This window comes from Alkalibacterium kapii (assembly GCF_007988865.1).
Classification (GTDB): Bacteria; Bacillota; Bacilli; order Lactobacillales; family Carnobacteriaceae_A; genus Alkalibacterium; species Alkalibacterium kapii.
The window spans coordinates 23740-44665 of sequence record NZ_BJUY01000006.1 but is presented as its reverse complement, the minus strand read 5'-3'; the positions used below and the strand labels follow the sequence as shown (position 1 = coordinate 44665).

Sequence of the window (20926 nt, the reverse complement as noted above, 5' to 3'; positions counted from 1 at the left end):
AAGATGCTTCACTAGCTGCTTTCCCAATTGAGGTTATCATCCAAAAGTAATAGAAGTTTGGTGAGCCTTTATCAAGTTCGGCAGATATCAGAGAGTAAGCTGCTCGAATGTGCCGAACATCGCCAACTTCGGCTGATTCACCAGACTCCAAAAATAGCATCAACCGAACCAAGCTCCAGTAATCAGATCGTTACCAACTGAGACCCCCTTAAATATAAAAAAGCAGTTCAGATCCCGTTCATTGATTTAAACAGGCTGAACTGCTTTTTCATCTTTCTTTTAATCTCACTACACTATTCCAATATATCCCTTATTCTTCAATAAATCCTTCTTCGATCAAAAACTCCCGTGCCACTTCTTCTGCTGGACGATCCTCCACGTCTACCTGATAATTCATTTCTCTCATCTGGTCACTTGTGATTTCTCCATCCAATACAGAGAAAGCTTCTTCGATTTCAGGATATTCTTCGATCAGTTCTGTTTTCATTAATGGTGCACCTTGATAAGGAGGGAATAGTTCCATATCATCTTCCAAAACAACCAGATCGTATACTTCGATCTGACTGTCTGTACTATAGGCATCGATTAGATTGACATCCCCTTGTTCCGTTGCTTCATAGCGGAGTTGCGGTTCCATCGTGATCACTTCGCCAAAGGTCAGGTCGTACATCTTCTGGATGCCAGGATAGCCATCTTCACGGTCATTGAATTCTAGCGTGAAGCCGGCGCTGACTTCATTTTCAACGGCTTTCAAATCAGAGATTGTTTCCAGATCGTATTTTTCTGCAAAATCTGATGTGACAGCTAAGGCATAGGTATTGTTGAAAGCCATCGGATCAAGCAGGGTCATGTCATATTCTTCCGCCAATTTATCCCGGGCTTCTTCATAAACATCTTCTTTAGCTACTCCTGGTTCTGGGACGATGTCAAAGAAATTTCCTAAAACAGTACCGGTAAATTCGGTATAAATATCAATTTCTCCCGATCCTAATGCATTGAAAACGAAAGTCGTTTTACCTAAGTTTGGTTCCACTTCAACGGAAAGATCGGTTTCCTGTTCGATTAAAAGTTTGTAGACATTCATCAAAATCTCAGGTTCCGCGCCGAGCTTTCCAGAGATAACTATATCGTCATCTTCTGAATTGAAAAGTGGAATGATAAGCACCCCACCGATAACAAGGATTGCCGAGCCTAAAATAATAGCAGTTTTTTTGAACGACGTATGCTGAAGATAACTGAGCAGACGGTCAAAAAGAATTGCGAGTAAAGCTGCAGGAACAGCGCCTAAAATAATCAAAGCGTTGTTTCCGCGGTCGATCCCTAAAAGGATCAGACTTCCCAAACCCCCGGCACCAATCAGTGCAGCAACTGTTGCAGTACCAATGATCAGGACAGTAGCCGTTCTTATACCTGCCATGATTACGGGTAAAGCTAAAGGGAGCTGAACTTTTATCAACTTCCGCGATTTATTCATGCCCATCGCATCGGCGGCTTCATTAAGTGAAGGATCGATACCCGTTAACCCGGTGTATGTATTTCTGAGAATTGGGAGCAGGGCATAAACGATCAGAGCTGTGATTGCCGGAACAAATCCTATTCCAACCAGAGGAATCAAAAGTCCTAAGATTGCAAGAGAAGGAATCGTCTGAAAAATAGCTGTCACTTGAATGATTGGTTCCGCAATTTTTTTATGACTCATTAAAAAGATACCTAAAGGGACAGCAATAAGCACTGCAATGAACAGTGAGATAAATGACAATTGCATGTGTTCGATCAAAGCGATCCACAAGTCTTGCTGTCTGTCTTGTAGTGTTTCCAACAGGACACTCATGCGTCAACCTCTTTTCTTTTTGTCGTTTTACCATGGATGTCATCAGCGTAATAGTATATCAGGTGTTCCCTGTTTATATAAACTGGTTCTTGCGCTGATTTAACCTTGACCGTATTAAAACGTGCCAGCGAAAGCGTCAGGTCATCTAAATCCATTTCGATAGATACTGTGTCACCGTAACTGTCCGCTTCAGTTGAATAGAATCCTTTATCCAGAAGAGTCTGAACCGTCTTTTCACCATCATAGTGAGGTAAGCCGGTACGAAGGAATTCTTTAACAAAATCATTTGCTGGATATTTGAGTATCTCCTCAGCTGTGCCAACTTGTTCGATTTTTCCTTTATTCATCACACAAATACGGTCACCAAGCTGTATCGCTTCCTGCATATCATGTGTCACAAAAACAACAGTCTTTTTGAATTGACGCTGCAATTTCATAACATCCTGCTGCAGGCTGTTGCGTGTGATCGGATCTAAAGCGCCAAATGGTTCATCCATCAGAATAATATCGGGATTAGCAGCCAATGCACGAATCACACCCACGCGCTGCTGTTCTCCTCCTGACAGTTCGGCCGCATAACGATTACGGTAAGTTTCAGGATCCAAACCAACACTGGAAAGCAGTTCTGTGACACGATCTTTCATATCTTTTTTAGACCATTTCATCATTTCAGGCACGACCGTTATATTTTCTTCAACAGTCATATTCGGGAAAAGAGCGATCTGCTGCAGGACATAGCCAATGTTCCACCGAAGTTCCTGTATGTCGTATTCACTTATTTTTTCATTCTCGATATATAAATATCCTTCTGATAAAAGAATCAATTTGTTGATCATTTTAAGCGTTGTTGTTTTGCCGCTTCCACTTGGACCAATAAGGACAAAAAATTCGCCTTCATTGATTTCAAGATTGAAATCAGAAACGACAGCTTTACCATCGTAACGCTTTGTGACATTATCAAAACGTATCATATTCTACCATCCTCCTTCTTCTACTTCATAAGTATAACAAACTCTATTCATAATTATGCAACCATATACTCTATAATATTGAAGGAAAATAAAGTAACCGCTATACTTCAAGAAATAAGGGGGAGAATGAGATGGTTAAATTGAGACCTATCGAGAAGAGAGACAATCATGCAGTGGGAGAAATCGTTCAAGAATCGCTAGAAAAGAGAGGTTTGAATTTACCGGGGACAGCTTACTACGATCCATATTTGTTTTCGCTCTATGATTATTACCAAAAACCGAACCATGCTTACTGGGTTCTTGATAAAGAAGGAAAAGTCATTGGAGGAGGCGGGATCGGTTCATTTGGTCAAAGTGAAACAGTGGGGGAACTGCAGAAACTTTATATCAGTGATCAGGAACAGGGGAAGGGATACGGGCATTTATTGATGAAAAAGGCGCTGGAATTTGCGGAAGAAAATTATGGAGCCTGCTATATCGATACATTCGCTGCCCTTGATACAGCAAACAACCTCTACGAAAAATATGGATTTAAAAAGTTGAGTGAACCTTTGGAAGGATCAGAGCATAACGCTTGTGATACCTGGTATTTATACGAGGAGTTTTGGTAGATAGAGCAATGATATGGTACAACTCAAAGTAAAACTCTTGTGAGTAGGTCGATATATCACCCATATCAACTAACCCAAAATAAAATCCTTCTGAGTAGTCAAAAGACGATCAAAAGAGTACGATTAAACATGTTGCGCTACTCAACTTGACTCAAAAACTAAAAAAACGTAGACACGCTCAAAATGAAATCCTCGTCAGCAGACGAGGATAAACCTTTTAATTAAAAAAGAGATACACCGAAACACTATTGGTGGACCAGTGCCCCTTGAGTAATAAAGTAGAAATCACTTTATTGATACTTGAAGATTAAATTAAAATGATAAATAACCTTTATTTGTTGTGTTTATATGATAAAATGATTAAACAAATGAGTTATAAAAACAATAAAGGGCGATTATATGATAAGACAGATAATGAGTGAAACAGTCACTTATATGTGGCGGAATAAAAAAAATCGGTTAGTCATGGTTTTGTGTTTAGGCGGCGTTCTTTTACATAGTTTGATACTTTTACCCAATAGACCGGGAGCCAATGAAGTCGATATCACCCAGCTCGAGCGCCAGATGGAAGCAAATCGGCAGACCTTTGAGGATCAACTGGAGAAGGGGATCACTGTTCCTACCTTTTTCACCGGAACGAGTGCGTATGAGGTTGCCAGAAATGAATATGTGAACCAGCGGGAATTACTGACAGTATTGAACAACGGTGATGTCAGACGGTATCTTGAAATCCCTTATAGACCGGTTGACAAAGAGAAAGAAGATGACTTGGGAAGAGCATTTGCCATTCAAGGTTACAATGATGAACAGTACTTTACTGAACAGAAAACAGACTATTATTTAAATAAAGCAGAACCTTTGACTTTTCATATGGTGCACGAACGGACGAGTCTGCAGCAGCTTCATCTGTTCTTGATCGGCAAAGGTCCTTATGTCCTGCTTTTGATATTACTTTTCATGATCAGTGATGTCATCATAAAGGATCGGTCACTGCGCACACAAAAAGCAGGGGTCCCTTTTAACTGGTTTAATTATTTGTTTATTCAGTCAGTAGCAGCGCTCGGATTTGCAACCGTATTCTTTGTCGGGTTGACGACTCTCTTTATTCTTTTAAACGGACTGCTCCATGGTTTCGGTTCTTTCGCTATGCCGGTCGGAATAATAAAAGAAGCTGCTTCAGCCTATTTACCTCCTTCACCATCTACAATGGAAATCGGGACATTCTTAGTAAAAAGTCTGCCTTATCTAATTGTTTTAATGTACGGGTTCACACGACTGAATACACTGTTCAGTCTGATAATCAAACATGATACCGTAACCTTTATCGCATCAGTATTTGTTCTTTTGTTCCCACAACTTTATTACAGTGCTGCCACGGACAAGCTTTTTGGTATCCCGCTGTCTTTTTATCCACAAAGTTATTACTCCTTTGGGGAAGTTATAACGAATAGACTGGGTCTTCCTTATGATAGAGGTTTGGTTGTTCTCGCTGTGACTTTACTCATTATTGAGATACTGAATTACACAGCGGCTAAATCGATCAAGCGACAGGCTTACTTAAGATAGGAGGAGAAGGATGAAACGTATTTTAAAATGGAATGGACGTTTACTTTTAAGGGACTGGAAAACACGATTGATACTTATTGGTTTATTTCTGTTCTTAGGTTCATTCTCCTTGCTTTACCGTCAGCAGAATATCGTTTTACCTGAAATACAGCTGCGTTCAGAATACAGTGATGCTCATAATATTTTCAAACTGATCCCCGATGCGCATTTTGAAGGAGAACTTGGAGAAGAAGTGGAACGACGTCTAGGACGTAATTCCACTTTGATCGGGCTTAACCGTTATATCTTATCCCAGCGTGAAGGCAATACGGTGGAAGGCGTGGAAGATGTTGTTTCCAATTATTTGGAAAACGGGAGACAGATGGCAGAAAACAATCTGTTTTTACTTGAGGCCACAGCCTTTGAGTCCCACGACATATTAACATCTGTCTACTTACCTACAAAAGCTGAGATCGAACAAGAGCTTGCCTTTTATGCTGCCCTGGCTGAAAATGATTTAGCTATTGAATGGAATCCCTATGCATCATCCGAGATTTTAAAAGCAGAGCTGGAACTGTTTATTTCGATTGTTTTATTTATTTTTATTGCTTTGCTGGCCGGAGATCATTTCACGAAAGATCAAGTAAATCATTATAGTGTGACGCAGGGCTTACCGGTGCCTTTAAAAACAGAGTGGCGCACACGCAGCTTTATACTGTGGCTGATGACTTGGGTAAGTGCCTTGCTGGGATTCGGGGTAAGCTACGTTCTATCACTATTTTTTGAAACGACCGGAAGCTTAAGTTATCCTGTTGCTCTTTACATTGATCAAACCATAACATATATTCCATTGTGGGAGTACGGGCTGTTGTTATTCGGTCTTGGCATGCTCGTCAGCTACATTTTACTGCTGATCATTACCGGCCTCAGCTGGATGATCCAAAATATTTACCTGACGCTTTTCATCGCGGCTGTTCTGTTTTTCCTTCCGCAGTTATGGATGGTATTTGATCCGATAACGTCCTGGCAACCGTCTTTTTATACGGAAGTCATTTCGGTTGTGAAAGGGGAAAGTGCCCGACTATTCAACCTTCCCGGCATCACCTTCTGGAAATTACCGATCGTATCGCTGGGTGTCTGGTTGTTCCTTGAAGCTGTTTTCCATATCATCTTTAAATTGATCCCGACTCGTCGATCTGGACTGAAAAGGAGAGTAACGCAATGACATTAGAAGTAAAGAATTTAACCGTCGCTTACGGAGACCGCGAGATCTTAAATGATATCTCTTTCAAATTAACTGATGGACAGATCATCGGTCTGGTTGCGCCCAATGGGACGGGGAAAACGACCTTGTTCAATGCGATCATGCGGTTCATTCCCGTAAAATCAGGACAAATTTTTGTCGATGACAAAGAATATACGTCAAAAGACAAGGATGTACTGAAACTGCATCAGTTGATCACATTTTTCCCTGATCAGTCCGATCTGCATGAAAATTTCACGGGGACAGAGCATATCGAAATGTACGCAGAAATGTGGTCAGGTAAAAAAGACCAGGTGAGAAACATCATCGATCGGTTGGAAATGAACGATTATGTCGACCGTAAAGTCAGTACTTATTCACTCGGGATGCGTCAGCGCCTATGTTTTGCGATGGTCATTGCTTCTGACACACCGATAATGTTTATGGATGAAGTGATGAACAGCCTGGACCCTGAAAATGTCTCTCTTGTTTCAGATATCCTGATCGAGCTGAGAGGGCAGGGAAAAATCATCATCGTCGCTTCCCATTTGCTGGACAACTTGGACGAGTATGCCAATAAAGTGTTTTTCCTTAAAGAAAAGCATATCCACTTCATCTTTGACCATGAGGATGAAAAGAAGGATTACTTCAAATTACTATGCACCCAGGAACAGGCGGAGCTGTTGAAAGAGACGGTTTCCCTGCCGGATAAAACCATGTATTTGGGCAACAACGTGCTGTGCATCCCGCTTGATCAGCTAAGTGAAGCCGAACAGCTGGCGATTTATAAACAGTTGCGTCATTTGAAAAATGTCGAGATCACTGTGGGATCTTTGGGCACTTCTGAATATTATTCTTATTTATATGGTCTTAAAATCCATTCATTCGACAGGGGGCATCAGGATGACGTATCTCTTGCAAAATAAAAAGCCGATAATTCTTGTCTCCCTACTTTTTATGTTCCTGACCGGCTGGTCTTTCGCTGGGATAAGAACGCCTCTGTATGACGGTGAACCTGTGGAACCCAATGAAGCAGCTATCGATCGATATGCTTCAACGCAGCAGATCGATGCGGACAATGAAGAAAATTATTTTAGATACCCGCTGAGTGATACATTATTCGAACCTTCATTGGAATTTTCGGATAGAGAGGCCGTGACTTTGAAAGTCGGTACTTATCGTGTAGGGGAGGATCTACCTGAAGGGCGGGTCATTTTTGAAGGGCAGCCCAGTGATTTCAGCCCTCAAGTATTCACGATCCGTGCCGGTAATGTGACCGTGTATGATACTGATGGAGACGTTACTTTTGAAAACCACTTTCAGGAAAGAGCCGGCGTGATGCAGGCAGTAGCTGACTTGCGTGAGGGACAGACAGTAAAAGTCGATGGAGAGACGTCTGAAATTCATGCCCACTACAATAAAGAAGATCTGCTAAATGACTTTGATATAAAAGCAACATCTGGTCCCGAGTCGTCAGAGTTCTTAAGGGCCGGACATCATGAAGTGGGAAAACACATAAAAGCAGGTCTTTATACCCTGGAAGAATTTTCTGCTCCCCGTACATCAGTCATTTATCACTTTACGGAAGGAAAGATAGAAGTCGTCGAGTTGACGCACAACAGGGGGGGCAGGCCTTCTCCTCCCGAGCTGAATGGAGTGATGTTTAAAATAGAGGGTGAGGGTACGCCGGAGTCTGAGGACGATCAGAGCAATGAGGTGAAGAAGGCGGTCATTTCTTTGAAAGAAGGAGATAAATTATATCTTCCAATGGTTGACTGGCTGGAACTTAAAGTAAATAAAGGAGAACCACATGTATGAATCCTGGATAAGAGCTGAGCAGTTTTATACGTTCATGATACCGTTGATCATTATCGTCCTGCTTTTTTTGACGATCGTCTTTGTGCTTGCCTTTTCTTACACAGAACCCGGCCAGCGTAAAAGGAAAGTCATCACTCTCAGTTATCTTGCTTTACTGGGGATCAGTGCGGCTTATTTCATCTACGGGCATCTGTCGTGCAATGACTGGATAGAGCAGAACGAGCACATCGATCCGGGGGTACGCGCCTCACAAACCATACTGGGCATAGAAACAAGAGAAGATCCTACTATAGTGAAGGCCTATCGTCGTTCGGATTCATTGAAAGAAAATCTGCTGGCACTCGATATGTACGAAGCAGAAGAAGTCACTCGTCCTTTTGACTATGATTACGCCGGAGCGAAAGGGGACAATCATTATTTTACTTATGGAAAAGAAGACCAGTATGTCTTTATCCTGCAGGGGGAAATCGATTGGTCTGAAAATCAGCGTGAACTGAAGGGGATAAAATTCACCTTGACGGATAAGCGTTTTGGAAACATTGGCTTTTACAGTGAGCCGGATGTTGTATTCGACTCGCTTTCACTGCCGAAATCTGAACAGAGAGAGTTAGGGGATGTTGATTTGAACAGTGCAATATCGATCAACGAAATGATCAGCGGCTGGAACTTCGGGAGACAGTTTTATTAACGGTCTTCTATAAAAGCAGATAATCAACTCGTCGTTGTGTTTTGACTCTAAGCCTTGTAAAATAATAAAAGAAACGAAATCAAAGGAGAATATTATGAATTTAGAAGTATTCACACAGTTTCGCTTGGTTTTTGGATTGATCCTGTTCATTTTAGGTCTGTTCCTTGTCTTGTCTATTCTGCCAAAAAGACGAGATACGAACGTCACATTCTTTTCCGTGCTTATCGTATCGATCACTCATGCTGCAGTAGCCATCGCCTTGATCATCACTGAAAATATGTTTTTGGAAAATCTTTCTTTGGAAGATGATTCTATAACCTTCTACATGTTTTTAGGGATACTTTTGCTGGCCGTACTTAATCCAATTGTTTATAAGCTTCGTAATAAAACGAAGCGCCGGGGGTCTTCCTACTCGTTCAGGTAGAAAGAAATGTGATAATGTGAGTCCTGCTTTTGTCAAATGACTTAAGCGGGGCTTTTATTTTGGTTAAAAATAAGAAGTATTTTTAAAGCCTTGGACTGAACGGCCAAGGCATTACTCTAAATAAAACAAAAATCAGGAAAAGGAAGATACTATAGCACCACGCAGATATCAGCAGAGAAAGTTTCAATGTCTAATAATTGAATCACTGCCTGTGAATGATATGATATGTATATGAAGGAAATCACTGGAAAAACTGATGACCGACCAGAAAAGATGAAGTGCAAACGAGAGAAAAGGGTGATAAGGAATGAATAAAAAAAGCAACATGATCGAAGCAGGCGTCGCAGCAGTTAAAGTGATGGAAAGCTGGGGCGTCAAAAATGTGTATGGCCTGCCTGCCGGAACACTCAATTCGTGGATGGATGCCTTGAAAAAAGAAAAAGACAACATCCGCTTCATTCAAGTACGGCACGAAGAAGTAGGGGCTCTGGCAGCATCGATGCACGCGAAATTTACTGGAGAAATAGGAGTTGCCTTGGGATCAGCGGGACCGGGAGCGACGCATTTGATGAATGGCTTATACGATGCTCGGGAAGACGGTGTCCCCGTTTTAGCGATCATCGGCCAGCGGGCAGAACACGAAATCAATATGGATGCCTTTCAGGAAATGAATCATAATCCTTTGTTTGCGGATGTCGCTGTTTACAATCGTCGCGTCGCTTATCCCGAGCAGCTGCCTAAAATCATTGATGAAGCGATCCGGACAGCCGTAGCCCGAAACGGTGTCGCAGCTGTTGAAGTGCCGGTAGATTACGGTTGGGTCGAGATTGATAATGATAGCTGGTATGCTTCCGCAAAGTCCTATAAAAAAATGCCGGCTCCTGCTTTGAACGAACAGGATATCGATGAAGCTGCGAAACTACTTGAAAAAGCGGAAAGACCCGTGATCTATGCAGGTATCGGTACGCGCGGTAATGGTGATGCAGTGATGGCTTTGTCGCAGAAACTGAAAGCACCCGTCGCCATTACTGGAATCAATTATGATAACTTCCCGCATGATTTTGAAGCCTTCTTAGGGTCAGCTCATCGTGTCTCCAGAAAACCGGCTGTTGAAGTCTTTGAAGAAGCGGACGTGGTCCTGTTCGCCGGAAGTAATTATCCTTTCTCTGAAGTAACGGATATATTCGATCGACTCGATAAGTTCATTCAGATCGATATCGATCCACAGAGACTGGGCAAACGTCATGATACAGATGTTGCTATTCTTGGTGATGCAGGCGAAGCCATACGATCGATCACTGATAAAATACCAGAAAAAGAAGAAACACCCTGGTACCGGGCGAACATAAAAAATATCAAGAACTGGAAAGCTTACACAGATAAGCTGGAGAAGAAAACCGAGGGAGAGCTGCAGATCTATCAGGCTTATAACGCGATCAACCAAGTCGCGGATGAAGATGCTATTTACTCAGTGGATGTTGGAAATACAACACAGACTTCTGTGCGACACTTGCATATGACGACTGAAAACATGTGGCGGACGTCAGGCGTCTTCGCGACTATGGGAAACGGCTTACCCGGTGCGATCGCGGCTAAAGCTGATTTCCCTGATCGTCAAGTCTGGAACCTGACCGGTGATGGAGCTTTTTCTATGGTCATGCAGGATATTATTACTACTAGACAATATGGGCTGCCGATCATCAACATTGTTTTTTCAAATACAGAATATGCCTTTATTAAAGCCGAACAGGAAGACACGAATCATGCTTATTATGGGGTCGATTTTAAAGATGTGGATTATGCAAAAATAGCCGAAGCGCAAGGTGCGATCGCTTATACAGTCACAGAGATCAGTGAGCTGGAAGGCGTGCTCAAGAAAGCAGTCGAACACGAAAAAGCCGGGCGAACCGTGCTTGTAGATATAAAAATAAGTACAGATCGTCCCATTCCAGTTGAATCACTGGAACTTGATCCCAGACGCTTTGAAGAACAGGAAATCAAAGCATTCAAGAAACGGTATGAAGCAGAAGAATTGAGACCATTTTATCATTTCCTTGAACAGGAAGGACTAAAATCAAGACTTAAATAAAAGCAAAAAGAAAAAAAGAGAGGGCTGCTTAAAAAGGCAGTTCTCTCTTTTTTTAATAGAACTTATGATAAACACTGAAACATAGATTACTGAACGTTGCGTCACGGCATTTGTGTATCGCTATATTTAAGTGATGTTTCGGTGTAAACCTTACTTAGTTCTTACCGCCGAAAAAGTAAAAGCCACCAGAAACGGATACAATAACCACGATAATACTGCTCAATACGATGGGGAAATCAGATGAACTTTCATCAGCAGCCGTCTCTGTTTCAGTTTCATCGGATGATTCAATTTTATCCTCCACTGAATGGTTATTTTCTGAGTCATTCTTTTCTTGAACGGAAGTCAGCTCTGCTGGGTTAAATACAGCAAGTGCAGGTGTTTCAGTCGTTACGCCTACAACACCACCTTTTGTATAAGCGTCCCCCAGCATATGCCATGTTTCATTGGCTTCATTCCACTGATATAAGGCATCCTGATTAAACTCTGCTGCCGGTGTGAAAAAGCGGTAGGTCATCTGAGAAGGAAATTCACTCGTACGCTGACCGTTTTGCTCGATACTGAAAGAGAGAATGTCACCTTTTGAGATATCCTCAAAAGCTGTCGTTTCATTTATCTGTTCAAAAGAAAGCAGAGCGTCACCATCTGATAGATTGGAAGAAGGAATGACCCATTCTAAATCTGCCCGAGCAACCAGGAGAACGATGTGCTTATCTCTTACCATCTCTACTTGCTCCCGGGATAATTGAATACAATCTAAATGACTGAGCGATGCATCAAAAGATACGGCTAGAACACCATTTTCCGCCACAGCCATCAAGTCTTTATCTGTCACTTTTGCAGTGCCGTTCGCCTCTTGAGGCCGGACCCAGACAGTCTTTTGCTGAAGGGACTGTTCTTTATCTTTAGACTTATCGGTTGATTCGGCCTCATCCTCTTCTTCGGTTATGTCTTCTTTATCAGCCTGTTCCTTTTCATCCTTTGTTTGAGATGATTCTTCGTCAGCTAAATCATTTTCTGACTTTTCGTCTTGAGACTCGTCTGGTTTTTTAGAATCAGAAGGTATCCTGTCCGCTGACTCGTCCTGATCCTTTGGTGGGTTACCTTCTATGACATCACTTTTTTCATCAGGATATTTTTGTTTTTCTTCCGAAGGTTCTTCTGAGGTGTCTTTGGAAGGATTCCCGGTTTCATCTGGGTTTTCTTTAGGTTGTTCTTCTGGTGTTTTTTCAGCTGAACCTTTTTTATCATATTGAACTAGGCCGTAGCCATAAATAAGATCCCGTCCGGGCTCACCTAAATCCAAAGCGCAATCGATCATCCTCTGACGGATAGCACGGGCACTGTCGTCGGGGTATTTCTCCATTAAAAGTGCCGCGACCCCTGCAACGTGTGGTGCGGCTTGAGACGTACCGGACATCGCTGTATGTGTGCCATCGGTGCTGAGACTTAAAATATTTTGTCCCGGTGCCGCCAGCTCGTTCTCGTATGCTATCATCGAATCACTGACATGGTTTTGTTTCTGGTCAACACCAGATACCGCAATAACCTCATCATGAGCAGCAGGATAATCGCTCGTCACATTGTCCTCCGTCATGTTCCCGCTTGCTGCGATCGTCATGATCCCTTTGCTGGCAGCCAGTTGTATAACTTCGTGCACCTCATTGTTTTGATGTTCGTAACCTGAACTGATGACGATGATATCACTGCCATTTTTGATCGCCCAGTTGAGTCCGGCGAGTAAATTCCCGACTCGGGTTTTGGATCCGTTACTTTCATGATAAACCTTGACACCATAAAGATCGACGCCTGGTGCCACGCCTTGAGTCCGTGAACCTGGCATGGCGCCTATGATCCCTGCAACATGTGTGCCATGTCCGGAATGGTCATTTGTCCATGGATCCGGACCCAGCTCATCTTCTTCTCCAAAAATGCTGTATCCACCTGAGTAAGTGATTTCTGGATGCTTGTAGAAACCTGTATCCAGTATAGCTACGCTCACATTCTTTCCAGTATAACCCTCTGTCAAAGCATCGAATGAACCGACCATGTCCTGATTCCAGTCTTCACTGCTGATTTCATAAGTAGACTGACTGGTCTCAACTTCCTGATCATACGTGATGCGTCTGACATTTTCCTGCAGACTGATTTCTCTAACTGCTGATATTGGAACGGACATGGTCTGGATAGGCAAGACGTCCATTGTTTTAATATTTTTATAGCGCGTATCTAATGATGCTTCATCAGGAACCTCCCCTTCATATCGAACGATGATATCAATGTACGGATCTATTCCAGTATCTCTTGCCTTTTCTTCTGCAAAGATCACTCCAGCGGGTAAAAAGATAGAGAGAAGAAAGACAAGTAGTAGTCCTTCTATTCCTTTTTTCATATAATTTGAATTCACACCATCTGACTCCTTTAATGTCCATCTTCCATGATGTCCAGTTTTTTTCATTCAGTGTTTTGTAATCATTAATAACATACTATCATACTAAAGGTTAACACAAGTGACGAAAAGCACTCCAAAATAGAGAATATGAAAGGTTCCGTCACATTTTGTTAAAATTATGAGATACAGTTAAAAAAATGGTAAACTAGAATGGATAGAACAACGACAGTAAATAAAAGGACGTGTCTTTGTATGTATGATCGTGAGTATTTCCTCAGTTATTTACAGGCAGAGTTCCCTCTAGTGAATGACTGGTTGTTTTACTTGATAGAAAACAGTGACGATATCAAGTGGATAATTGATTATATCGAAGAGTCACCCGAAACCTTTGAACAGATGCTGCTTTATTTATCTGAAGGCATCCGGCTGCTGCCGACACGGCCGATCAGTCTGTCAGTATTCAGTCAGATCATTACCTTGGATGCCAATGCCTTTAACCCGACGCGTATGCTTGGGAAACTATGGCTTCATCTATTAGCTGAAACGAAAAGACTTGATAAAACTGAACCGGTCATGTATCCAAAAAAGGAAGAAGACATAGATGTCCTGCTCCAGGACTACCTTTTGTTTCGAGAGGATATTTCAGACTCAGTGACATTGACTAACCTGTTCGCCGAAACGCGAGCGGGGTATCATCCTGTATGGGAAGCGGCAGCCTGGAGTCATAGTGTCTTGACCATTCCTCTAAGAGAAATAGGAAAACTCAAAGCAATTTATCCGGCGCATGAACAACCCATCGTATGGGTCGTGGATGATGCGGAAGTGTTCAGTCGAATCACCGATCGTGTTCCGGTCCTTCCAATGATCTGTACCCGGCAGAAATGGACCCGAACAGCTTGGGAAGTGTTTGACCGTTTGATCGACAGCGGGTCAGAACTGCGCTTTATCGGAGACTTGACACCACTTGGGGTCGTGAGAGCAGAAGAGCTGCTGCTGCGTTACCCGGGTAAGGTCCGGACGTGGCACATGGATATCAAAACCTATCTGAAAGCCAAAGACACTGAAGTAAATCTGACTGAATCAGATTATATGTTACTGAAAAAACAGCACGTCGATTACCTGGCTACCTTGAAAGATGAAATGCGTGACCAAGGGCATCCGGGGAATCTGATAATAGTTATTGATGATTTAATAGAAAAACTGACACACTACTATAGGAAATAACAGGAACCGTCAGATCTTAGTTTAATGATAGCTGAAAAATTCATGTAAAAATCAAAATAGAGGGGCTCAATTGTTTTGTCCTCTGTGTTATACTCGACGGTAGACTGATATAATTTTAATTGAAAGAATAGTGAAAGGAGAAAACCTTTGGCTACATTAACTGATGTTGCAAAGAAAGCGAACGTCTCAAAAATGACTGTCTCACGTGTGATCAATCATCCCGAGCAGGTCAGAGACGAATTAAAAGAACTTGTCTACGAGGCTATGAGGGAACTGAATTACCGCCCCAATGCGGCAGCAAAGGCCTTGGCAAATAAACGGACTCAAATCATCAAACTACTGATTTTGGAAGAAATGGATACGACGGAACCCTATTACATGTTTTTACTGACAGGAATAGCGAACGAATTGGATAAATATGCCTATAGTCTCCAGCTCTTAACTCGAAATAACGTTCAGATCGGTGATTCAGACGGCTTTATCGTTTGTGGCATGCGACGAGAAGACGAAACGCTCATCAAAAGTTTGGATAAACCGGTCGTTCTGTTTGGGCAGAACGAAATGGGGACAGATTTCATTGATAGTAATAACGAGGAGAGTATGGCCAAGGCAACGAAGTATGCTATTGAAAAAGGATATGAAAAAATTGTCTACCTCGGCATCGCGATCGATGAACCTTTTTCCCATTCCAGAGAGAAGGGCTACATTAAAGTGATGAATGATTACGGGAAAAAACCTTGTATTTACAATCTGAAAAATCGTTCGCGCTACTCAGCCGCTTTTATAAAAGAAAACTGGGGTAAATTCTCTGAAAACACACTTTTTCTATGTGCGTCTGATCGGTTAGGGTTGGGAGTCGTCAGAGAAATAAAAGAGCAGAATGGTATTATTCCTGAGGATTATGGTGTCATCGGTCATGACGGCGTCTTTTTAGATCAGATCGCTTACCCGCATTTAACGACACTTAAACAGTCCATCACAGAAATGGGCGCTGCCTGTGCCAGAATGGTACTCAAAAAAGTAAATGAAGAGGGCAAAGCTCAAGGGAATCAGTTATTTGAAACAGAGTTGAAGCGCGGGGGAACCACACGGTAAATTTATTTATGGAAAAAAGCTTCTGGTTAGACTATTAATTAGTTTAGCCAGAAGCTTTTTGTTGTTTTTGCAGACAAGCTAAGCGGCTCTAAAGTGATATAATGCGGACAAAAATAAAACCATCTTTTTTTATGGTTATGTGTTATCCTGTTACCGATAACACAGCAATTGTTCTTGTATAATTATTTCCAGATGCTAAAATCGGGTTGAAACCGCTTTAAGATCGTGAAGTGGACGATGAGAAAAATCAGGGAAAAAATATATAAATAGAAGGAGATTTTTATGGATACAGCAGCAATTTATCACCGCTCAGAAAGTGAATATGCTTATTTATATGAACGGGGACATTATCATATTCGTATACGTACGAAAGCAAAAGATGTTGATAGTGTTGAACTGATCAGTGGGGATCCTTATGCCCTGGATGAACAGAAATGGTACAAACAAGGAAAAGAAATGAAAAAAGTGGCCACCACGACGATGCATGATTATTGGATGATCGATACGCATGAGCCGACAAAACGTATGGCTTATGGCTTTCGCGTGATCGGTAAGGACGGCATCGAAATTTTTTATTCGGATCAAGGTGTCTATCCTTTTGAAGAAGTCTTTCTTGAACAAATGAATTTTTACTTCCGTGTCCCTTATATACACGAAATCGATGCTTTCCGTGCGCCAAAATGGGCGAGTGAAACGATTTGGTACCAGATTTTCCCGGATCGCTTTAGAAACGGAGACAAAAGTAATGATCGTAAAGGGACTCTCCCATGGGCAAGCAAGGAACATCCGTCTCGCGATGACTTTTACGGAGGGGATCTTCAAGGTGTGCTCGATGGTCTCGACTATTTAGAAGACTTAGGCATTAATGGAATTTACTTTACGCCCATCTTTAAGGCGCATTCCAACCATAAGTACGATACGATCGATTACAAAGAAATCGATCCTGATTTTGGTGACAAAGCACTTTTCAAAAAAGTTGTGGATGAAGCCCATAAGCGCGGTATGAAAATCATGATCGATGCGGTCTTTAATCATGTGGGTATCCAATCGAGCCAGTGGCAGGATGTACTTGAGAATCAGGAAAATTCTAAATACAAAGACTGGTTCTATATTCACTCCTTTCCAGTTCAGGATGTCAGTGGTATGAGCACGGAGGAACTGGAAAATGTGGGCCGCGTCAATTACGATACGTTTGCGTTCACGGGTCACATGCCAAAACTGAATACAGCCAATCCCGAGGTCCAGGAGTATCTTTTGGATATTGCAACTTACTGGATCGAAGAATTCGATATCGATGCCTGGCGATTGGATGTCGCGAATGAAGTGGATCATTTCTTCTGGAAAAGATTCTTCAAAGAAACCACAGCGATCAAAGAAGATTTGTATATTTTAGGTGAGATCTGGCATTCTTCCCAGAACTGGTTGAATGGGGATGAATTCCACGCAGTCATGAACTATGCCTTTACAGATAATATTGAAAACTACTTCTTTAAAAAAATCCTGTCGCCGACTCGTTTGGTTTCAAGTCTTAATAGTCAGTTGATGCTTTATCGCAAGCAAACAAGTGAAGTCATGTTCAACCTTTTAGACTCCCATGACACGCCGCGTGTGTTAACAAAAGCGTATGGAGATAAGAGTCTGGTTAAAGCAGCTATGACCTTCCTTTATTCACAACCGGGTGCCCCATGCATGTATTATGGAACAGAAGTAGGCCTTGACGGCGGCCCCGACCCTGACTGCCGAAAGTGTATGATCTGGGATGAAAACAAACAGGACCACGACATGCTCCACTTCTCAAAAGAACTGATTCGCTTCCGTAAAAAGTATCAGGCAATTTTGAGTTACGGAGAAACAGAATGGCACGACGTTAGAGACGATGAACAGTTCATTGGCTTTAAACGTAAGCTGGGTAATCAGGAACTTTACTTCTTCTTTAATCAGGATGAAGAAGCTGCCTTCCTCCCGCTGCTTCCAAATGACGCACAAAAAGTGTTTGGTTTTAGAGACGACACATATGAACAAGATGAAGTCCTCGACCAAAACGGTTTTTCCGTTTACTATTACGTGGATAAAGAAGAAGAAAAGAAAAAACGCCTTATGGAAAAACAAAAACGAGCGAAAAAAAGAAAAGTACTGCTTGCAGCGATCAAAAACGATCAGTAGTAAGAATTCAGAGATTAGGATGTGTAAAAAATGAAGAGAATAGCGAAAGTTGACCCGTGGAAAGTCATTACCACTGAGGTTAAAAAAGATAAGCGTGTTCAAGAAAGTTTAACGGCGATCGGTAACGGATATATGGGACTGCGTGGAAACTTTGAAGAAGGATACTCTGGCGATACTCATATCGGGACATATTTGGCTGGTGTCTGGTATCCTGATAAAACGCGTGTAGGCTGGTGGAAAATCGGCTATCCAGAGTACTTCGGCAAGGTGATCAATGCCACGAATTTTATCCCGGTAATGATCAAGGTCGACGGACACCTTATTAATTTGGCTGTAGACGAAGTAAAAGATTATCAGTTGGAACTGGACATGAAAGCAGGCGTCCTCAACCGTTCTTACACCTGGTCGAAAGGGAATACTGAGATTGCTTTAACATTTTCACGCTTTGTCAGTGCTGAAACTAAAGAGTTGGCTGTCATAAATATTAGAGCAGAAGTGCTTAAAGGCAACCCATCCATTGAAATGATGCCTCTTTTAGATGGAGATGTCACGAATGAAGACAGCAACTACGATGAAAAATTCTGGCTGGAACGTGATCGTGGATCAACGCCGCATCCTTATCTAACGACGAAAACAGTCGAAAATAATTTCGGGACGGAGCGGTTTACAGTAACCACAATGATGAGTAGTACTGTAAAAGGCTTGAGTAAAGAAAATCATAATGAAACGGAAATGAAAGTTTCTGAAACTTATAAAGGAAAGGTATCGGAAGGTGATACGGTTTCCTTGACGAAAAAGGTTTCTGTCATAACAAGTCGCGATGTCAAAGAGGCGGATCAAGTCAACGCAGCAGAACAAATTTTAAGCGAGGCCAATGAAAAGTCATTTACTGATTTAAAAGATGCACACGTTGCAGAGTGGGAATCACGCTGGAACAATGCTGATGTCGTGATCGATGGTGATCAGGAAAGCCAGCAGGGAATCCGATTCAATATATTCCAGCTCTTTTCAACCTATTATGGCGAAGATCCTCGTTTAAACGTGGGGCCAAAAGGGTTTACCGGCGAAAAATATGGTGGCGCGACATACTGGGATACAGAAGCCTGCATACTTCCGATGTATTTGTCTATTACGGATAAAGAAGTTTCAAAGCAGCTTCTTTTGTATCGCTATAATCAGCTTGAAGAAGCATATATCAATGCGGACAAACAGGGACTGAAAGGCGCTTTATATCCGATGGTCACCTTTACCGGCATCGAATGCCACAATGAATGGGAGATAACCTTTGAAGAAATACATCGTAACGGCGCGATCGCCCATGCGATATTCAATTACACCACTTATTATGGCGACGAATCTTATTTACTTGATCAGGGTATTGAAGTCCTCACTGGGATTTCACGTTTCTGGGCGGACCGTGTTCATTATTCAAACCGCAATAAAAAATATATGATTCACGGAGTGACAGGACCAAATGAATATGAAAATAACGTCAACAACAACTGGTACACCAATAAAATGGCGACCTGGACACTGCGCTATACGTTGGAAACACTGGAGAAAGTGTCTGATGAAAAGAAAACCAGTTTAAACGTTTCTGATGAAGAAATCGCAAAATGGAAAGATATTATTGAGGATATGTACTTCCCTAAAGATGAAGAACTGGATATTTTCGTTCAGCATGACACCTTCTTGGATAAAGATTTACGGCCAGTTAAGTCACTTAGTCCTGAAGAACGTCCGATCAATCAGAACTGGTCATGGGACAAAATTCTGCGTTCGCCATTTATCAAACAGGCAGATGTCTTGCAGGGGCTATACTTCTTGAATCATGAGTTTAGTCTATCCGAGAAAGAAAACAATTTTGACTTTTACGAGCCGATGACTGTTCATGAATCTTCGCTTTCGCCTCTGGTCCATTCGATTCTGGCATCAGAGTTAGGTAAAAAAGAAAAAGCCTTTGAGATGTACGAACGGACGGCGCGCTTGGATTTGGATAACTACAACAATGATACTGAAGATGGACTGCACACGACGTCGATGAGTGGGGGCTGGCTGTCGATTGTTCATGGATTTGCGGGTATGCGCACGCTGACAGGAGATCTGTCGTTTTCACCTTACTGCCCAGAACAGTGGAACGGTTATGAGTTCAAGCTGAATTATCGTGGCCGACTGATCAAAGTCACAGTCGACAAAGAAACGGTGGCATTCAACCTACAAGAAGGTGATTCACTGAACTTTAATTTATATGGTAAAGAGGTTTTACTCGAAGACAGCCTGGAACAAACCATCCAAAAATAAAAAGGGTTGAAATCATCCAAAGATGATTTCTTCCTTCCTGTTCGTTTGTCAAGAAAAGTGGTCTTACTGCTAACTGAGATAAGATTTTTGGAGTGAGTGAGCACTTTTGCCGCATGAATGTCGAACTCGAGAGGTAAACAGTGGCTGAGTATGCACTTTTGAGGTGCAAATGTCGAACTCATGAGGCAGTGAGTGAGTGAGTAAGCACTTTTGAACTGCAAATGTCGAACTCATGAGGTAACCAGTGGCTGAGTAAGTACTTTTGAGCTGCAAATGTCGAACTTGAGAGGTAAGCAGTGGCTGAGCAAGCACTTTCGAGCTACAGATGTCGAACTCATGAGGTAACCAGTGGCTGAGTAAGTACTTTCGAGCTGCAAATGTCGAACTCGAGAGGTAACCAGTGAGTGAGTAAGCACTTTCGAAGTAAATACAGGAAAATGAGTAAGCACGAGATCTTTGAAGGCAATGATATAATGAAAAGAGAGATGGACATCTCTCTTTTTTCATCATTTAAAAATAAACATTTCAAGG

At 42.1% G+C, this 20926-nt stretch carries 14 protein-coding genes and 1 pseudogene; 12 read left to right on the top strand and 3 right to left on the bottom strand.

The genetic code is table 11. From position 1 onward, the window contains the following. Nucleotides 1-310: 310 nt before the first annotated feature. On the bottom strand, nt 311-1831 hold the full coding sequence (locus tag AKA01nite_RS03575; protein ID WP_146923886.1) for an ABC transporter permease/substrate-binding protein: 1521 nt from the start codon (nt 1829-1831) through the stop codon (nt 311-313). Then, nucleotides 1828-2802 carry an ABC transporter ATP-binding protein gene (locus tag AKA01nite_RS03570; protein WP_146923884.1) on the bottom strand — a complete coding sequence of 325 codons (975 nt, stop codon included), beginning with the start codon at nt 2800-2802 and terminating at the stop codon, nt 1828-1830. Before AKA01nite_RS03570 ends, AKA01nite_RS03575 begins: the two co-directional genes overlap by 4 nt. Before the next feature lie 131 nt (nt 2803-2933). On the opposite strand from AKA01nite_RS03570, the gene AKA01nite_RS03565 reads away from it, so the two are divergent. The 8 genes from AKA01nite_RS03565 (at nt 2934) to spxB (ending at nt 11220) form a co-directional block, all read left to right on the top strand. Further along, nucleotides 2934-3413: a GNAT family N-acetyltransferase gene (locus AKA01nite_RS03565; protein WP_146923882.1), complete on the top strand. Its 480-nt coding sequence runs from the start codon at nt 2934-2936 to the stop codon at nt 3411-3413. Nucleotides 3414-3812: 399 nt separating this feature from the next. Further along, a complete protein-coding gene (locus tag AKA01nite_RS03560) occupies nt 3813-4979 on the top strand; it encodes a hypothetical protein (RefSeq protein WP_146923880.1) in 1167 nt (388 codons plus the stop codon). Between the two features lie 10 nt (nt 4980-4989). Beyond that, nucleotides 4990-6183, top strand: a complete 1194-nt coding sequence (locus tag AKA01nite_RS03555) for a hypothetical protein (protein ID WP_146923878.1) — start codon at nt 4990-4992, stop codon at nt 6181-6183. Beyond that, nucleotides 6180-7127, top strand: coding sequence for an ABC transporter ATP-binding protein (locus AKA01nite_RS03550; protein ID WP_146923876.1), 948 nt, complete (start codon nt 6180-6182; stop codon nt 7125-7127). Before AKA01nite_RS03555 ends, AKA01nite_RS03550 begins: the two co-directional genes overlap by 4 nt. Next, the gene (locus AKA01nite_RS03545; protein WP_146923875.1) at nt 7105-8019 is read left to right on the top strand and encodes a hypothetical protein; all 915 of its coding nucleotides are present in this window, start codon (nt 7105-7107) and stop codon (nt 8017-8019) included. The genes AKA01nite_RS03550 and AKA01nite_RS03545 overlap by 23 nt, the downstream gene beginning before the upstream one ends. Next, nucleotides 8012-8707, top strand: coding sequence for a hypothetical protein (locus AKA01nite_RS03540; RefSeq protein ID WP_146923872.1), 696 nt, complete (start codon nt 8012-8014; stop codon nt 8705-8707). Before AKA01nite_RS03545 ends, AKA01nite_RS03540 begins: the two co-directional genes overlap by 8 nt. Before the next feature lie 94 nt (nt 8708-8801). Beyond that, entirely contained in the window at nt 8802-9131 is a 330-nt protein-coding gene (locus AKA01nite_RS03535) for a hypothetical protein (RefSeq protein WP_146923871.1), read from the top strand. A gap of 307 nt (nt 9132-9438) precedes the next feature. Further along, nucleotides 9439-11220 (top strand): pyruvate oxidase, encoded by a 1782-nt coding sequence (spxB, locus tag AKA01nite_RS03530; protein ID WP_371860851.1) that lies wholly within the window; start codon nt 9439-9441, stop codon nt 11218-11220. Between the two features lie 154 nt (nt 11221-11374). Here the strand turns inward: spxB and AKA01nite_RS03525 are convergent, their stop codons facing one another. Beyond that, on the bottom strand, nt 11375-13627 hold the full coding sequence (locus tag AKA01nite_RS03525) for a S8 family serine peptidase (protein WP_186805077.1): 2253 nt from the start codon (nt 13625-13627) through the stop codon (nt 11375-11377). Between the two features lie 237 nt (nt 13628-13864). On the opposite strand from AKA01nite_RS03525, the gene AKA01nite_RS03520 reads away from it, so the two are divergent. The 4 genes and pseudogenes from AKA01nite_RS03520 (at nt 13865) to mdxK (ending at nt 20395) form a co-directional block, all read left to right on the top strand. Next, nucleotides 13865-14836: a DUF2399 domain-containing protein gene (locus AKA01nite_RS03520; protein ID WP_186805076.1), complete on the top strand. Its 972-nt coding sequence runs from the start codon at nt 13865-13867 to the stop codon at nt 14834-14836. 147 nt (nt 14837-14983) lie between these two features. After that, nucleotides 14984-15931, top strand: a complete 948-nt coding sequence (locus AKA01nite_RS03515; protein ID WP_146923865.1) for a LacI family DNA-binding transcriptional regulator — start codon at nt 14984-14986, stop codon at nt 15929-15931. A gap of 282 nt (nt 15932-16213) precedes the next feature. Then, nucleotides 16214-17881: pseudogene (locus AKA01nite_RS03510) on the top strand (glycoside hydrolase family 13 protein); the annotation flags it as partial. Nucleotides 17882-18124: 243 nt separating this feature from the next. Further along, nucleotides 18125-20395 (top strand): maltose phosphorylase MdxK, encoded by a 2271-nt coding sequence (gene mdxK / locus AKA01nite_RS03505; RefSeq protein ID WP_146923861.1) that lies wholly within the window; start codon nt 18125-18127, stop codon nt 20393-20395. The last annotated feature ends 531 nt before the right edge of the window (nt 20396-20926 follow it).

Bases quoted from the DNA above. Each gene is read 5' to 3' on its own strand.
- AKA01nite_RS03570 (WP_146923884.1), bottom strand. From the start codon at position 2,802: ATGATACGTTTTGATAATGTCACAAAGCGTTACGATGGTAAAGCTGTC.
- AKA01nite_RS03550 (WP_146923876.1), top strand. From the start codon at position 6,180: ATGACATTAGAAGTAAAGAATTTAACCGTCGCTTACGGAGACCGCGAG.
- AKA01nite_RS03520 (WP_186805076.1), top strand. From the start codon at position 13,865: ATGTATGATCGTGAGTATTTCCTCAGTTATTTACAGGCAGAGTTCCCT.
- AKA01nite_RS03560 (WP_146923880.1), top strand. From the start codon at position 3,813: ATGATAAGACAGATAATGAGTGAAACAGTCACTTATATGTGGCGGAAT.
- AKA01nite_RS03535 (WP_146923871.1), top strand. From the start codon at position 8,802: ATGAATTTAGAAGTATTCACACAGTTTCGCTTGGTTTTTGGATTGATC.
- spxB (WP_371860851.1), top strand. From the start codon at position 9,439: ATGAATAAAAAAAGCAACATGATCGAAGCAGGCGTCGCAGCAGTTAAA.
- AKA01nite_RS03555 (WP_146923878.1), top strand. From the start codon at position 4,990: ATGAAACGTATTTTAAAATGGAATGGACGTTTACTTTTAAGGGACTGG.
- AKA01nite_RS03575 (WP_146923886.1), bottom strand. From the start codon at position 1,831: ATGAGTGTCCTGTTGGAAACACTACAAGACAGACAGCAAGACTTGTGG.
- mdxK (WP_146923861.1), top strand. From the start codon at position 18,125: ATGAAGAGAATAGCGAAAGTTGACCCGTGGAAAGTCATTACCACTGAG.
- AKA01nite_RS03545 (WP_146923875.1), top strand. From the start codon at position 7,105: ATGACGTATCTCTTGCAAAATAAAAAGCCGATAATTCTTGTCTCCCTA.
- AKA01nite_RS03540 (WP_146923872.1), top strand. From the start codon at position 8,012: ATGTATGAATCCTGGATAAGAGCTGAGCAGTTTTATACGTTCATGATA.
- AKA01nite_RS03565 (WP_146923882.1), top strand. From the start codon at position 2,934: ATGGTTAAATTGAGACCTATCGAGAAGAGAGACAATCATGCAGTGGGA.